Raw genomic sequence first — 13837 nt, 5'->3', positions numbered from 1 at the left:
CAGCGCTGGAGCAAGATGAACCCGGACGGTATCATCTTGCTCTGGCCTTTCGCGCCGTTAACCACCGGAAAATTATCCGGTGGGGTACGCGATCGCGTAATGGGTGCATGCTTGTATGGCAGGGCAGGCTCTATATGATTGCGTCTTAACCTGTGCCGACTTCGAAAGGATCGACACTTGCAGCATGCCACGCCTGCCGCCCCCGCAGTGCGCGAGACGTTGGAGCGATTGCTAGCCAGCGAAACGTTCGGGAGATCCGAACGAGCGCGTAAGCTGCTTCGCTACCTGGTCGAGCGCGAGCAGGCAGGCGAAGCCGACAAGCTCAAGGGCTTTTCCATCGCGATGGATGTTTTCGGCAAGGACGGCGATTTCGATCCGTCGACCGACGCCGTGGTGCGGGTGCAGGCGGGCAGGCTGCGCGAGCTTCTGCAGCATTACTTCGCCAATGAGGGTGTTGCCGAGCCGATCCGCATCGCCATTCCGCGTGGCGGCTATGTTCCATCCTACGAACTCAACGCGATCCGCCTGCCGGTCGAGCCGGAGGAACACACCGAGGCGGCTGCCACCTTGTCGGGATCGCTCGAGGAACCCGGCATGGCCGCAGGTGCCGCATCGTTGATGTCCCCTGTCGTTCGCGAGCCGGCACCGTCGCTGCTGCGCCATCTCCAGTTCTTCTGGCTGGCGATCGCTCTGGTCATCGCCATGCTGGGCGTGCTGATCCTTCGTCAGGGAAGCGGCGCATTGCTGGCGGGAAGCGAAACCGCGTCGACGATCGAAAATGCGGTGGCAACCGGCAGCATTGCGCCATGGGCTCCGATTGAAAGCCTGCCGCTCGTCTACATTGCGGTGAAAACCAACAGTGCCGAGGCTGCCCGCGTCGCGGCATCGCTGCGCGCCGGGCTCAGCGGCTTCGACACGGTCAACTTCATCGGTCGGGACGCCGACGGCCCGCCCGATCCGGTCACCGATGCAATCAGCTTCGTATTCGATGTCTTGCCGGGACCAACGGCAGGCGATGTCACTCTGGAGCTTCAAAGCGTGGCGACTGGACGGGTCCTGCTGTCACGCAACTTGACTGCCGCCGACAGCACACCCTCCGCCGTCGAGGACAGTGTCGCCGGCATTTTGAGTTCGGCCGTTCCCGCCTCTGGCACGATCTACAACTATATCGAACAGAGCGATCTTCAGACCGGCCTGACGGAATGTCTGCTGCTCAACGACAAGTACTATCTCGACCAGGGCGCGAAAACCCATGAGGCTGCCTATCGCTGTCTCGAAAACCTGATCAATCGGGATGCGAAATCGTCGCTCGTCTATTCGGAGCTGGCGACACTGCATCTCGAGGCGGCCACAGATCACTACGCCTATCCAGCCGGCGCAACGATCGAACAGGCGATGTCGCTTGCCCGTCGCGCCGTGCAGATGGGGCCGACCAGCCCCTATGCGCACCGTGCCTATGGCTATCTCAACTCCCGCCTCGGCAATTCGGAGGAATCGATCCGCTGGATGCACAAGGCTTACGAACTCAACTCTTACGACCTCAGCATGGCAGCAGCTTACGCCTATGGGTTGATTTTCGCCGGCAGGTACAGGGAGGGAACACCGATCCTTGCTCACGCCGCCGAAACCTCCAGCGCGCATCCGACCTGGTGGGACTACGGGCTTTTCGTCGGGCAGTTCATGGCGGGCGATATGAATAAGGCCGCGCTTGCCAGCGATGCGCTGCAAGCGACGCCGACGAAATCGCACTATCTGGCTGCGCGGCTGATCGGCGCGAAGGCGACCGGCCGCAATCAACTGGCGCATGAACTTGTGGACGAGATGACTGTCAAATTCCCGAAATTCGCTGCCGATCCGCGCGCGACCTTTGTCGAGCGGACATACCCCGCCGATCTGACCGACCGGCTGGTCGAGGCGTTGCGTGCCGCCGGGCTCGGCAATGCCAGCTAGCTTTCTAAATTAGCACAGCTGATCGCGAAAATTTTACTGGCCATCGGCTGGGGCAAGGCGCAATCCAGCCACAATCTGGAATTTCGCATCCTGTTGATTTTGCAATAAAACCATAAAATTGCATGATTTCATCCCTTTACGCTGCCGAACGGGGCGCCGGTCCGAAGACGGTTGTCTTCCTGCATGGCTTCGGCGGTTGCCACGACGACTGGCATGAGGTGATTTCGATACTGGCACTTGGTTCACGGACGCTGGCCTATGATCTTCCGGGCCATGGGCTATCCCTCGATTTTCCGGGTGGCGGTCCGGCCAAGGCGGCCGCCCGGGCCGTTCTTGCAGATCTCGCCGCACGCAGAATTAGGAGGGTGCATCTCGTCGGCCACTCGATGGGCGGAGCGGCGGCAGTGCTGATGGCATTGGCCGAGCCCGAAAGGTTAGCGTCGCTGACGCTTCTGGCGCCGGGCGGTTTTGGGACTGAGATCAATGGCCCGCTGTTGCGCCGTTACGCCGCCGCTGCCGGCAAGAGCGAACTTCGCGCCTGCCTCGTCGCCATGTCCGGACCGCAAAGCCTGCCCTCGGAGCGCATCGTGGATGTGCTTGGCGAAATGCGTGCGCGTCCCGGCCAGTTGCAGAAACTTGTCGAGATCGCGGCTGTCATGACCAAGGGTGATCGGCAGGGCGTCATCCCGCGCGAACGGCTCGAAACGCTCACCATGCCGGTGATGGTGGTTTGGGGGACAGACGACGCGGTGCTGCCCTTCACACAGGCCGATGGTCTGCCGGCGCATTTCCACCTGCACCACGTGTTGGAGGCCGGCCATATGCTGGTCGAGGAAGCGCCCGGCCTGATCGCCGAGATCGTCCGCCGCAACATGAAACGTCGCGCCAGGCCGCTTCGTCCAAAATCCGCCGCGGCGAATCGATCCCTCCCTGCCAAAGACTGAGGGCACGGCTTCGGGCCGGGTTTTGTCTGGTAAGCCGCTTAAAGGGCTGTCGATCTCGCAAGTGCATTTTGCCGACGGCTGTGTTAATTCGGTGTTAACCAAACCCGCGAGGCAAACGCCGATGAAGGATGCAGGCGAGAACATAACCCAGATCGATCAGTCGCGAAAACTGTCCGACGCCATTCGCGACGTGAAAAACGCCTTCGCCGACCGCGACGACGTCGTGGTCGACATGCGCGAGGCGCATCGCATGCGGCTGGAATTGCTTGCCGCCGAACTCGCGCCCATCTTCGCCGACGTGCCCGCCGACATGGACAATTTCGACTTCGCCGTCTCGTCCGGGCTGCAGCCGCGCCTCTGGATCGACGCCGTCAGCCATGTCGCCATGGGGCGCGACCGCCGCACCTATCGCTTCCTCAGGGATACGCGCATCGGCCGGGTGGTGCTCGCCGAATCAACCGAGATGAAACCGGTTGCCGATCAAGTGACGCGCTACGTCGCGGAGCGCGTCGTCGAACGCCAGAGAATGATGGAAGGCGGGGTCGAGCAGGCTGTCGCCGGCCTGAAGCGTGCCTTGGTCCCGGAAGCCGAGCCGCCACTGCGATCCGTCCCGCGCGGCAAGCGTTGGTCGGCGTTTCTCTCCGGTCTCGGCCTGATCGCCGCAGGCGCCCTGGTCGGGCTGGCTGTATCGATCGTGTTGTTCTGGGACCGCCTTGTTGCGATGGGACTGAGCTTTGGACCATGATCCTGAACCGAAGGTCCGCGTAGCGAAAAGTGGAAACCGGTTCTCGGAAAAGATCATAGTCAAACAAAAAGATAGAGCCCCATCCCGATTCTATCGGGATGGAACAGGCTCTAGGCCATAGCGTCCGCGCCAAGCTCCAGAATCTCCAGATCGGAAGGCGGGATGGCCGGCCCGGTCAGGCCACGTCGCGTCAGCCTGATCCGCCAATTGTCCTTTTCGCCATCGATCTCCAACAGATTATATTGCGCCGCCGGCCGCCTGCCGCCTGGCGCCTGCCCTGCGGCGGCGACGCCGACCACTGGAATTTTGGCGCCGCGCCCATTGATGGAAAACAGCGTCGGCTCGTGCGAATGGCCGTGCAGCACAAGCTCGGCCCCGTGCCGCTGAACGACCTTGTGGAAGCGGGCAATGCCGAACAGCCGCTTGGGCTGCGAAACGGCGCCGCGCACTGGCGGATGGTGGATCATGATCACCCGGAACAGTCCGCGCTTGGCCGTTGCATCGAGCACTTCGCGCAGCCTTTCCGCCTGGTCTTCCAGAAAGAAGCCGTTGGCCATGAACGGAGCCGTGGCCCGCGCCGTCGTCACACCGATCAGCGCGACGTTGCCACGCACGCGCAGATACGGAAAGGCGTCGCGGTCGATCGGCGTATTGACGCCGTCGCCGGTCATCCATGCCGTCCACGACCGGCAGGCCTTGTCGAAGGCGCCAGGCACATAGGCGTCGTGGTTTCCTGGAACGACCGACACATCATCGGGAGAACCCAGCGTCTCCAGCCAGTGCTTGCCCATCTCGATCTCGCCATCGAGCGCCAGATTGACCAGATCGCCGGTGACAGCAAGGTGATCCGGTGCGCTCGCCTTGATATCGGCGACGATCGTGTCGATGACGGCATCGCGCATATGGCGGCGGCGGTTGCGCTGCCAGTTGACGTAACCGACCACGCGCTTGGAGGCGAGATCGCGATAGGTTACACCGGGAAGCGGTCCCAGATGGATATCGGAAATATGCGCGAGCCTGAACATCCTCTCTTCATAAGCGACGCGCGCGCTGCTTTCCACCCACGGTTTCGTGGGTGATGACGCGGCCCGATCCGGAGCAAGCTTTCCGCCAGGCCGGCTGGCCGGGTCTCAGAGCAAGGCTGTTTCATCTGTATTTCGTGCTGCGGCGGCCGATGACGCTCGGGGTGCGCGGTCTGATCCACGACCGCACGTCCAATTCCGTCTTCCTCATTCGCCACACCTATGTACCGGGCTGGCAGCTTCCCGGCGGTGGCGTCGAGCTGGGCGAGACGATGATCGAGGCGCTGGCGCGCGAGCTCTCCGAGGAGGGCAATATTGCATTGACCGCGCCGCCGGTGCTGAAATCGATGCATTTCAACCATCGGGCCAGCCGCCGCGACCATGTCGGCCTCTATTTGGTCGAGCAGTTCAATCAGACGGCGCCGAAGCTGCCGGACCGCGAGATCGCCGCAGCCGGATTCTTTCCGCTCGACCGCCTGCCGGAAGGAACGACGCCGGCCACGTTGCGACGGATTGGCGAGATTTTTGGCGGCGAGGCGGCGTCGCCCCACTGGTAGGTCACGCCGCCTTCCTGAACCGATTGCGGTCATGCGGCGCGGCGTAGTCCAGTTCCGGTCCGACCGGCACGATGTGCGTCGGGTTGATCGTTTCGTGGCTGCCGTAATAGTGCGCCTTGATGTGGTGCAGGCTCACCGTGCCAGCGACGCCCGGGACCTGATAGAGATCGCGCAGATAGTTCGACAGGTTCGGATAGTCGGCGATGCGGCGCAGGTTGCACTTGAAATGGCCGACATAGACCGGGTCGAAGCGGACCAGCGTGGTGAACAGCCGCCAATCGGCCTCGGTGATGCGGTCACCGACGAGATAACGCTGGCGAGATAGGCGATCCTCGAGTTTATCGAGCGCCGAGAACAGTTCGCCAAACGCTTTCTCATAGGCCGCTTGCGTCGTGGCGAAGCCGGCGCGGTAGACGCCGTTGTTGACTGAGGGATAGACCAGCGCATTGACTGCGTCGATTTCGCCGCGCAGTGCTTTCGGATAGAAATCGAGGCTGGCGTCGCCCCATTTGTCGAAGGCTGAATTTTGCATCCGGATGATCTCGGAGGACTCATTGGAGACGATTGTTTGTTCTCGCCTGTCCCACAGGACCGGCACCGTCACGCGGCCGGAATAGGCGGGATCGGCCTTGGTGTAGATCTGATGCAGGAAATCGAAACCGTAGAGCGTGTCTCCGGTGGCGCCGTCCTCGGCCAGGAAGGTCCAGCCGTTGGCGCCCATGAAATGATGGACGACCGAGACGGAAATCACGTCCTCGAGTTTCTTCAGTGCTCGAAAGATCAGCGTCCGGTGCGCCCAGGGACAGGCAAGCGAGACATAGAGATGGTAGCGGCCCGGCTCGGCCTTGAAGCCGCGCTTGCGGCCTTCGGCCGGCGTACCGTCAACGGTGACCCAGTCGCGCCATTGCGACTGTGCCCGCACGAACTCGCCGTCGCTGCCCTTGGTGTCGTACCCGCGGTCCTGCCATTTGCCGTCGACCAGCAATCCCATGCGATGTCCTTTCGTCTTCATAGGGATGTAGGCACATACCGACGATGCGGAAATCGCCAGGCGTTGAACAGTTCGTCAATCGCCAGGGCAGCAAACGAAGGGCGCCAGTGGAAACGGCCGATTGCAGTGGCTGAAGATTGGTGCTAGCGGAAAATCCGCATGTTCGACTTTGCTTTGATCCGGTTCGACCGACGACGAAAGGGCGCCCGCGCTTGATGAAGCGCTGACTGGCGAACGCTGCCGTTTGCAGCAAACCTTTCCCGTATACCGGAACGCAAAGACCATGAGCCTTGCCGACGTGAAATACCTGCCGGAAACTCCGGCGCATGACCCCGAAATCGAATCCATCAACGACGAAGCCTTCGGGCCGGGCCGTTTCGTGCTGGGCGCCTACAAGATCCGTGAGGGCGGCCCGCATGAACGCGCTTTGTCCTTCGTGGCCGTCGATGGCAAAATCGTTGTCGCCTCGGTGCGCATGACGCGCATCGCGGCCGGCGCGGGTCGTGCGCTGATGCTCGGACCGCTTGCCGTGCGGCCGGCCTTCAAGAATCTCGGCATCGGCCGCCGGCTGGTGACGATCGCGCTGGAAGCCGCCGCCAAGGCCGGCATGCCGGCCGTGATGCTTGTCGGCGACGAGCCCTATTACGGCCCGCTCGGCTTCAAGAGAATCCCGCGTGGGCAAATCTCCATGCCGCGCCCGGTCGATCTCGACCGGCTTTTGTCGCATGAGATCGTGCCGGGCGCGGTGGCAAGGCTGGTGGGGGAGGTTTGCCACGCCGATCAGGCAAGGATTGCCGCGAACGTCGCCGCGATGGCGTGACCATCCCGACGCTGTTGCGCCGTCCTGTCGGGCTTCGTAGCATGTGGCCGGTCAGCGCATAATCCCGAAAATTGGAATCGATTTTCGGAAAGGATCATGCGCAAATAAAGTGCTACAGCGTCCTTTGCGCGTCCGAAAGGACGCGCGGCGCTGTAGTGCATATCGCCCAAAAGTGCGCAGCGGTTTTGGGATAACGACATGCTTAAAAACAAAAGCCTAAAGCGCGTCGATTGAGTCCGTTTCAATTCGACGCGCTTTAGAGGGAGGACGCTGGCATGAACCCGAACGGCCAGATTGCGATCGTCACCGGCGGCGGCTCCGGCCTCGGCGAAGCGACGGCGCGTGCACTGGCCGCGAAGGGCGCCGGCGTTGCAATCCTCGACCTCGGCATCGAGCGTGCGGCGAAGATTGCGGCCGATATCGGCGGCATCGCCATCCAATGCGACGTAAGCAGCGCCGACGGCGGAGCTGCTTGCGTGGCGGAAGTGGTAAAAAAGTTCGGCGAACCCCGTATCCTGGTCAATTGCGCCGGCATCGCCATCGGCATGAAGACGATCGGCAAGGACGGTCCGCACCCGCTCGATCAGTACCGCAAGGTGATCGAGGTCAATCTGATTGGCACCTTCAACATGATCCGCCTCGTTGCCGACCGGGCCGCGAAGCTTGAGCCGCTGGAGGGCGGCGAGCGCGGCGTCATAGTCAACACGGCATCGGTCGCCGCCTATGACGGTCAAATCGGCCAGGCCGCCTATTCAGCCTCCAAGGGCGGCGTCGTCGGCATGACGCTGCCGGTGGCGCGCGACCTTGCCCGGTCGGGCATTCGCGTCTGCACCATCGCGCCCGGAATCTTCAAGACGCCGATGATGGCCGGCATGCCGCAAGAGGTGCAGGATTCGCTGGGCGCCGCGGTGCCCTTCCCGTCCCGTCTCGGCGAGCCTTCCGAATATGCGGCCCTTGTGCTGCACATCGTCGAAAACCAGATGCTCAACGGCGAGATCATCCGCCTCGACGGCGCCATCCGCATGGCGCCGAAGTAGTCGATCATGAGTGCCGAAGTCTCGCCGCAGGCGAAGACCGGCCCGCTCGCCGGCCTGACGGTGATCGAGATGGCCGGGATTGGACCGGTGCCGCTGGCCGGCCTGATGCTGTCGGAGATGGGAGCCGAGGTGCTGCGCATCGAGCGGATTGGGTCGACCCAGCCGTTCCTGTCGCTACCGGATGAATACGACATCGACCGTCACGGCCGCTCCATCCTGCGGATTGACCTAAGGCGCTGGGAAGGCGCCGAATTGGTGCTGCGCCTTGCCGAAAAGGCCGACATTCTGGTCGAAGGGTTTCGTCCCGATGTCATGGAGCGGTTTGGTCTCGGGCCGGATGCGGCATTGGCGCGCAACCCGGCGCTGATCTACGGCCGCATGACGGGGTTCGGCCAGGACGGACCGCTATCGGGTCGTGCCGGCCACGACATCACCTACCTCGCCTATTCGGGTGTGCTGCACACCATCGGCCAGGAAGGAAGCCGGCCAGTCCCACCGCTCAACCTCGTTGCCGACTATGGCGGCGGCGCCGTGATGCTGGTTGCCGGCGCACTGGCCGCCCTGTTTGAGCGTTCGCGCTCCGGCAGGGGCCAGGTGATCGATGCCGCGATGACTGAGGGCGCTTCGATGCTGGCGGCACCTGTGCACGCCTTGATGGCAGCGGGCCTGTGGAGTGACACGCGCGCCGCGAACCTGCTCGATTCCGGCGCGCCCTTCTATGACACCTATGAGACGGCGGACGCACGCCACGTCGCCGTCGGCTGCCTTGAACCCCGGTTCTTCGCTGAATTCGCAAGACTGCTGCCGCTCGACGAGCGTTTTGTGCACGGCCAATACGACAGGACGTTGTGGCCGCAGATGCGCGCTGCCATTGTCGATCGGGTCGGGCAGAAGACACGGGACGACTGGGACCGTCTCTTTGCTGCGACCGATGCTTGCGTTGCACCGGTTCTGTCGTTGCGGGAAGCCAGGGATCATCCGCACAATCGCGCTCGCAAGGCCTTTGTGACGTCGGGTGCGCTTGAGCGCCCCGCCCCGGCGCCGCGCTTTTCGCGCTCCCGGCCGACGCTTGCCACCATGCCGGCCGATCACGATTGTCAGGCGGCGACCGTGCTGGCACGCTTCGGCCTTTCGGAAAGCGAAACTGAGGCCCTTGTCAAATCCGGTGTGATGGGTTGATAACCGGAGAATACAAATCAGCTTAAGACGGTGTGGATTTTGGACGACCGAAAAAAGGACGTGATCCGCGAGACCGACGCCGAAGCGATCAGGCTGGCGAAGACGCTGATCCGCAGCGCCCGTTTCGGCGCGCTGGCGGTGATCGAGCCCGGGACCGGTTCGCCGCTAGCCAGCAGGGTTGGTGTCGCCACCGATATCGACGGCGCGCCGCTGATCCTTGTCTCGATGCTGTCCGCCCATACCGGCGCGATCCTTACCGACCCGCGTTGTTCGCTGCTTGTCGGCGAGCCCGGCAGAGGCGACCCGCTGGCACACCCGCGGTTGACGCTCGTCTGTCGGGCAGCACGGCTTGAGCGTGGATCCGGCGAGCACGCCCGCGCCGAACGGCGCTATCTCAACCGCAACCCCAAGGCGAAGCTCTATGCCGGACTTGGCGATTTCTCGATCTTCCGCCTCGAGCCGGAGCGGGCCAGTCTCAACGGCGGCTTCGGCAAGGCCTACTTGCTCGAGCGCACCGATCTGGTCACGACCGCTCCGATCGTCGAAGAGCTTGCCGCTGGTGAACAATCCGCCCTCGACCATATGAATGCCGACCATAGCGACGCAATTGCCGTCTACGCGCGCCATTTCGCCGAGGCCGCAGGCGACGGCTGGGCCATCACCGGCTTCGACGCCGACGGCATGGACCTGGCATTGGGCGACGATGTCTGCCGGGTCTTCTTCCCCGAGCCACTGAGGACAGCGCGTGAGCTCAGGCGTGTTCTGGTCGACATGGCAAAGACCGGCCGAGTTGCAGACGAAACACAGTCCGACAGTTAATCGTGTCGGGTCGAAAGCAAGTCTTGAGGTTTGAGTGAAATGTTCTACCCTTTCCCGGTAGCGTTGAATCGCCAGCGCACATTCGCGAGTGAGTCTATGGAATCAGACGCTATTGCCCCCATAGCGCCGGATGAGCAGGAAGGTGTGGGGGATCGATGGTCTCGAAAAAGCTAATCGCCAATGCCGAATCAGCGGCTGCGTTTCTGACGCTGATGGGCAACGAGAAACGACTGTTGATCATGAACTATCTGGCCGACGGTGAAATGTCGGTCGGTGCTATCGCCGAGAAGGTTCTGCTCAGCCAATCCGCCCTGTCACAGCATCTGGCCAAACTGCGGGCGCTCGATCTCGTCGAGACCCGGCGCGACCGGCAGATGATCTACTATTCCTGCAAATCCGATGCCGTGCGCGAACTTCTCAACACGTTGGACCGGATTTTCGGCGAAGGTGAGTTGTCGCAGATGGCGTACCGCCTGCGTCGCTCCGGGACTTGACCGGGCGAATGCATGTCGCCCAAAGCCTGCCTTGGGCTTGACCCGAGGGTGCGAAGCGGTTTTGGGATAACGACATGCATAAAAGCAAGAACTGGCCCAAGCACCCCTACCTCGCGGACGGTTCTTAGAGCGACTTGCATCCACTTCGACGCAGAAAGTACTTTGGATCCACGCATCGAGTTGTCCGAAAACCCACTACGATTTTTCGGGGCGATGCGTGTCCGCCGAGGCAAGCATGCGCCCCATTCGTATCGAAGACCCGCAAGACCCGCGCGTCGCCGCCTATCTCGACATCCGCGAGCGCGATCTTGCCGGCCGGCAGGGCCGCTTCGTTGCCGAAGGCAAGGTGGTGCTCGAAATGCTGCTCGCGGCCAAACGCTTTTCGGCCGAATCGGTGCTGGTACTCGAAAACCGGCTGGCAGGCCTCGACGGAACCCTGCGCAAGGCACCCGCGGACCTTCCGGTCTACGTCACGGCCAGCGAGGTCATGGACAGGATTGCCGGCTTTCACATGCATCGCGGCATATTGGCGATCGGCCGCAAGGGCGCGGCGCAGCCTGCAGAGGCCTTGCTGGATACCCTGCCCGCCCGCGCGTTGATCGTCGTGCTGCTCGGCATCGCCAACCATGACAATATGGGCTCGATCTTTCGCAACGCCGCCGCCTTCGGCGCCGATGCGGTGTTTCTGGACGCGACCTGCTGCGATCCGCTGTACCGCAAGGCGATCCGCGTCTCGGTCGGCGCCGCGCTGAAAGTTCCCTTCGCCTCCTTCACTGAGACCATCGGCTTCACCGCGGCGCTCGACCGGCTGGGCTTCGGCCAGTTCGCTTTGTCGCCGCGCGGGCAAACCGGCATCCGCGATGCGAAAAGGACTGAACGGCTGGCGCTCTATCTCGGCACCGAAGGCGAAGGCCTGCCCGAAAGCCTGCTCGCCCGCTTGCGGACGGTGCGGATCGATATGGCAGAAGGCTTCGACAGCCTGAATGTCGCCGCCGCGTCAGCCATCGCCTTACATTATTTTTCGACAGGCAGGACCTGAGTCGCAAAAGACAGCATCACTGCCTGGGCTCAATGCGCCGATTCGGCCTTCTGCAGCGCCCGCACGCGATCGGCAAGGCTGCGTTCGCCGCTTCCCGGTTGGTCGGGTGCAGCAAGAACCTTTGCGATCGGCGACTCCGGCCCGTCGAGCTTCGCCGTCAGGGCGACGACTTGCGCCGCCAGGTCGCTCATCTGCTCACGCAATGCAGCGCTGGCCCGCGCATCGTCGCCGTCTTCGGATTTGGATGCCTCGAAGGCGGCAAGATCCGTTTTCAGTTTCTTGTTCTCGCGGGCCAGTTCCGTCAGCCTCGCCTCCAACCGCTCGCGGTCGCTGTCGAGCTTGGCGATGGCTTTTTGGGTGTCGTCGTCGTCCTTGACGGCCGCATCGGCCTGACTGCCTTGCACTCCGACGAGACGCACCGCGGAGGCGTTTTCCACCCTTTCGCTTTTCCACTTTTCGCGAAGCCGCGCGATTTCCTTGTCGCGGCGGTCAAGCTTGTCCTCGCGATCGGCAAGCGTGGCGAGCAGGCGCTCGACCTTCTTGTCTAGTTCGCCGGTCCTTTTCTTCTCGGCCTTCAACGCGTCTCGCGCGGCCTTGCTCTCGGCCGCGATCTCCTGTTGACGCCTGTCCGCCTCCTTGCGCTGGCCACGCAGCACCGAAATGTCGTCGGCCAGCTTTTGCAGTTCGGACTCGCGCGCCACAAGTTCGATCTGACGGCTGCTGGAAGAAAAGCTGGCGTCGTCATACATGTGCTCCAGTTTTTTCAGCTCGCGCACACGCTTTTCCAGGGCATGCTCGGTTTGAGCAAGCCGATCTGACAAAAGCTGCAACTGGTCTTCGCGCTGCCGAAGGTCTTCGCCCTTGGCCTCGAGTTCGGAAAGGGCCTGTTTCTTGTCCTTCCGCTCGAGCGCCATCTCCTTCAGTGCCTCGCGGCCGCGGCTGATCTCGACAAGCTGTTCGGCCGATTTCTCGCGCAGCGACTTGACGCTCATCTCGAGCCGGCGCGTCGACATGGCGAACTCGGCGCGGATGCGATCCTTCTCCGCCTGGATCTCGGCCAGCGTCAGCGGCATCGAGCCCTCGACGCGTTTGCGCGTCAGCATCACGGCCCGCCGCCAGATGGCCGGGGCAATCATCAGCGCCACAAAGCCGGCGCAGAGAAAGCCGAGGACAAAGAACAGGACCGACTGAACCAAGGTGACTATCCGTTATGGACGGCAAACAACCGTAAGCGACTGTGCCACGTTCGCATGACGGAATTCCAGCGCTGCGGCAAGGGTCTGCCGCAGCAATGTTCAGATCGTCGACCTTGGAACCAGTCGAGACGGCGAGGCAGCCGCTTGCTCAGAATGGATTCCAGGTGGCGCGCTGGGTAAGCTTGAGATAACCGAGATTGACGCCAAGCCGGGCGCCGACGCCGGTGCGGATCGGCACCAGCAGCACATTGTTGTTCTTCATCACGTTGAAGCCGACGCCAGCCACGAGATAGGCAGAGCCGGCAACGCCGCCGAAACGATTGTAGAGGCTGTTCACGTCGTCGAGATTATAGACCAGCATCATCACCCGCGAGCCCTCGCCGCCAAAATCCCAGCCGAGCGACGGGCCCTGCCAGAACACTTTGTGATCGCCGGCATTCTTGGTATAGAGCGTGCCTTCGCCATAGGTCAGGCCACCGATCAGCGCGCCCGAGCCCTCCTCGCCAAGCAAATAGCCATTGGGCAGGCCGTAGGAGGCGAAAATTTTCTCGACGACGGTGGCGAGCCCGCCCGACGTCGCGCCGAAGAATTTATGACCGGAATCGACGATCTCCTGAGCGGTGTATTCCTGGGCCCGCGAAGGCGAGGTCGAAAAGACGATGACAAGGCCCATGAGAGCGATCGCCATTGAGGTGACACGGAAAAAACTCCGGTCGTAGTATCGGGAAAACATGCTTCCAATCTCCGTCAGGGAGCACTTTCGCCGACGCCTCACATCCGTGCGGCTCTTTGGCGGCCGCTAAGGATGACTGTTATGGGCAAACTATGCCGTAATCCTTTTTCAACCATTAAGCTTTCACATGAAGATGGCGGTTAGAAGGCTGTTTTCGAGCTGGTTTCGCATCGCCCCGCAGTATCCGCACCCTGCGTGAACACACCATTTTCGATAACGACAATTCCGGATTTGTTGCTGCACGCTCAGGCGCTGTGTATTCAAGGCCTTGGGAGAGAGCGTGATTCGTGTGGGCAGGCGTGATCATTTAT

The 13837-nt window shown here is 62.3% G+C and carries 14 protein-coding genes; 10 read left to right on the top strand and 4 right to left on the bottom strand.

What is annotated here, in order from left to right:
* Positions 1 to 177: 177 nt before the first annotated feature.
* From IHQ72_RS11590 to IHQ72_RS11580, 3 genes are all read left to right on the top strand, one after another.
* On the top strand, positions 178 to 1950 hold the full coding sequence (locus IHQ72_RS11590; protein ID WP_258122545.1) for a tetratricopeptide repeat protein: 1773 nt from the start codon (positions 178 to 180) through the stop codon (positions 1948 to 1950).
* A gap of 122 nt (positions 1951 to 2072) precedes the next feature.
* Positions 2073 to 2894 (top strand): alpha/beta fold hydrolase, encoded by an 822-nt coding sequence (locus IHQ72_RS11585; RefSeq protein ID WP_258122544.1) that lies wholly within the window; start codon positions 2073 to 2075, stop codon positions 2892 to 2894.
* Positions 2895 to 3015: 121 nt separating this feature from the next.
* Positions 3016 to 3639, top strand: a complete 624-nt coding sequence (locus IHQ72_RS11580; protein WP_258122543.1) for a hypothetical protein — start codon at positions 3016 to 3018, stop codon at positions 3637 to 3639.
* A gap of 110 nt (positions 3640 to 3749) precedes the next feature.
* Here IHQ72_RS11580 and IHQ72_RS11575 read toward each other — a convergent pair whose 3' ends face one another.
* Complete coding sequence (locus IHQ72_RS11575; protein WP_123149405.1) at positions 3750 to 4664, bottom strand: metallophosphoesterase family protein; 915 nt, start codon at positions 4662 to 4664, stop codon at positions 3750 to 3752.
* A gap of 53 nt (positions 4665 to 4717) precedes the next feature.
* On the opposite strand from IHQ72_RS11575, the gene IHQ72_RS11570 reads away from it, so the two are divergent.
* The gene (locus IHQ72_RS11570; RefSeq protein ID WP_192363627.1) at positions 4718 to 5218 is read left to right on the top strand and encodes an NUDIX domain-containing protein; all 501 of its coding nucleotides are present in this window, start codon (positions 4718 to 4720) and stop codon (positions 5216 to 5218) included.
* 1 nt (position 5219) lies between these two features.
* Here the strand turns inward: IHQ72_RS11570 and IHQ72_RS11565 are convergent, their stop codons facing one another.
* Positions 5220 to 6209, bottom strand: a complete 990-nt coding sequence (locus IHQ72_RS11565) for a glutathione S-transferase family protein (RefSeq protein WP_258122542.1) — start codon at positions 6207 to 6209, stop codon at positions 5220 to 5222.
* 283 nt (positions 6210 to 6492) lie between these two features.
* Here IHQ72_RS11565 and IHQ72_RS11560 point away from each other — a divergent pair, with 283 nt between their 5' ends.
* The 6 genes from IHQ72_RS11560 (at position 6493) to IHQ72_RS11535 (ending at position 11597) form a co-directional block, all read left to right on the top strand.
* Complete coding sequence (locus IHQ72_RS11560; RefSeq protein ID WP_258122541.1) at positions 6493 to 7029, top strand: GNAT family N-acetyltransferase; 537 nt, start codon at positions 6493 to 6495, stop codon at positions 7027 to 7029.
* A 275-nt stretch (positions 7030 to 7304) separates the two neighbouring features.
* Positions 7305 to 8066 (top strand): 3-hydroxyacyl-CoA dehydrogenase, encoded by a 762-nt coding sequence (locus IHQ72_RS11555; RefSeq protein WP_258122540.1) that lies wholly within the window; start codon positions 7305 to 7307, stop codon positions 8064 to 8066.
* A gap of 6 nt (positions 8067 to 8072) precedes the next feature.
* Positions 8073 to 9245 carry a CaiB/BaiF CoA transferase family protein gene (locus IHQ72_RS11550; RefSeq protein ID WP_258122539.1) on the top strand — a complete coding sequence of 391 codons (1173 nt, stop codon included), beginning with the start codon at positions 8073 to 8075 and terminating at the stop codon, positions 9243 to 9245.
* 39 nt (positions 9246 to 9284) lie between these two features.
* On the top strand, positions 9285 to 10064 hold the full coding sequence (locus tag IHQ72_RS11545; protein ID WP_258122538.1) for a HugZ family pyridoxamine 5'-phosphate oxidase: 780 nt from the start codon (positions 9285 to 9287) through the stop codon (positions 10062 to 10064).
* A gap of 155 nt (positions 10065 to 10219) precedes the next feature.
* Entirely contained in the window at positions 10220 to 10558 is a 339-nt protein-coding gene (locus IHQ72_RS11540) for an ArsR/SmtB family transcription factor (RefSeq protein WP_258122537.1), read from the top strand.
* 235 nt (positions 10559 to 10793) lie between these two features.
* Complete coding sequence (locus IHQ72_RS11535) at positions 10794 to 11597, top strand: TrmH family RNA methyltransferase (protein WP_258122536.1); 804 nt, start codon at positions 10794 to 10796, stop codon at positions 11595 to 11597.
* Between the two features lie 29 nt (positions 11598 to 11626).
* On the opposite strand, the gene IHQ72_RS11530 is transcribed toward IHQ72_RS11535, so the two are convergent.
* On the bottom strand, positions 11627 to 12793 hold the full coding sequence (locus IHQ72_RS11530; RefSeq protein WP_258122535.1) for a coiled-coil domain-containing protein: 1167 nt from the start codon (positions 12791 to 12793) through the stop codon (positions 11627 to 11629).
* A gap of 148 nt (positions 12794 to 12941) precedes the next feature.
* Positions 12942 to 13481 (bottom strand): DUF1134 domain-containing protein, encoded by a 540-nt coding sequence (locus IHQ72_RS11525; RefSeq protein WP_245319184.1) that lies wholly within the window; start codon positions 13479 to 13481, stop codon positions 12942 to 12944.
* Between the last annotated feature and the right edge of the window lie 356 nt (positions 13482 to 13837).

It is taken from the genome of Mesorhizobium onobrychidis (genome assembly GCF_024707545.1).
In the GTDB taxonomy this organism is placed as follows: domain Bacteria; phylum Pseudomonadota; class Alphaproteobacteria; order Rhizobiales; family Rhizobiaceae; genus Mesorhizobium; species Mesorhizobium onobrychidis.
Note: the sequence above shows the minus strand (reverse complement) of the source record. Positions and strands in the feature narration are given on the sequence as shown.

Excerpts from the sequence above, each read along its gene's own strand:
- IHQ72_RS11570 (WP_192363627.1), top strand. The coding sequence starts at position 4,718 with ATGACGCGGCCCGATCCGGAGCAAGCTTTCCGCCAGGCCGGCTGGCCG.
- IHQ72_RS11525 (WP_245319184.1), bottom strand. The coding sequence starts at position 13,481 with ATGGCGATCGCTCTCATGGGCCTTGTCATCGTCTTTTCGACCTCGCCT.
- IHQ72_RS11555 (WP_258122540.1), top strand. The coding sequence starts at position 7,305 with ATGAACCCGAACGGCCAGATTGCGATCGTCACCGGCGGCGGCTCCGGC.
- IHQ72_RS11560 (WP_258122541.1), top strand. The coding sequence starts at position 6,493 with ATGAGCCTTGCCGACGTGAAATACCTGCCGGAAACTCCGGCGCATGAC.
- IHQ72_RS11540 (WP_258122537.1), top strand. The coding sequence starts at position 10,220 with ATGGTCTCGAAAAAGCTAATCGCCAATGCCGAATCAGCGGCTGCGTTT.
- IHQ72_RS11535 (WP_258122536.1), top strand. The coding sequence starts at position 10,794 with ATGCGCCCCATTCGTATCGAAGACCCGCAAGACCCGCGCGTCGCCGCC.
- IHQ72_RS11580 (WP_258122543.1), top strand. The coding sequence starts at position 3,016 with ATGAAGGATGCAGGCGAGAACATAACCCAGATCGATCAGTCGCGAAAA.
- IHQ72_RS11575 (WP_123149405.1), bottom strand. The coding sequence starts at position 4,664 with ATGTTCAGGCTCGCGCATATTTCCGATATCCATCTGGGACCGCTTCCC.
- IHQ72_RS11565 (WP_258122542.1), bottom strand. The coding sequence starts at position 6,209 with ATGGGATTGCTGGTCGACGGCAAATGGCAGGACCGCGGGTACGACACC.
- IHQ72_RS11550 (WP_258122539.1), top strand. The coding sequence starts at position 8,073 with ATGAGTGCCGAAGTCTCGCCGCAGGCGAAGACCGGCCCGCTCGCCGGC.
- IHQ72_RS11585 (WP_258122544.1), top strand. The coding sequence starts at position 2,073 with ATGATTTCATCCCTTTACGCTGCCGAACGGGGCGCCGGTCCGAAGACG.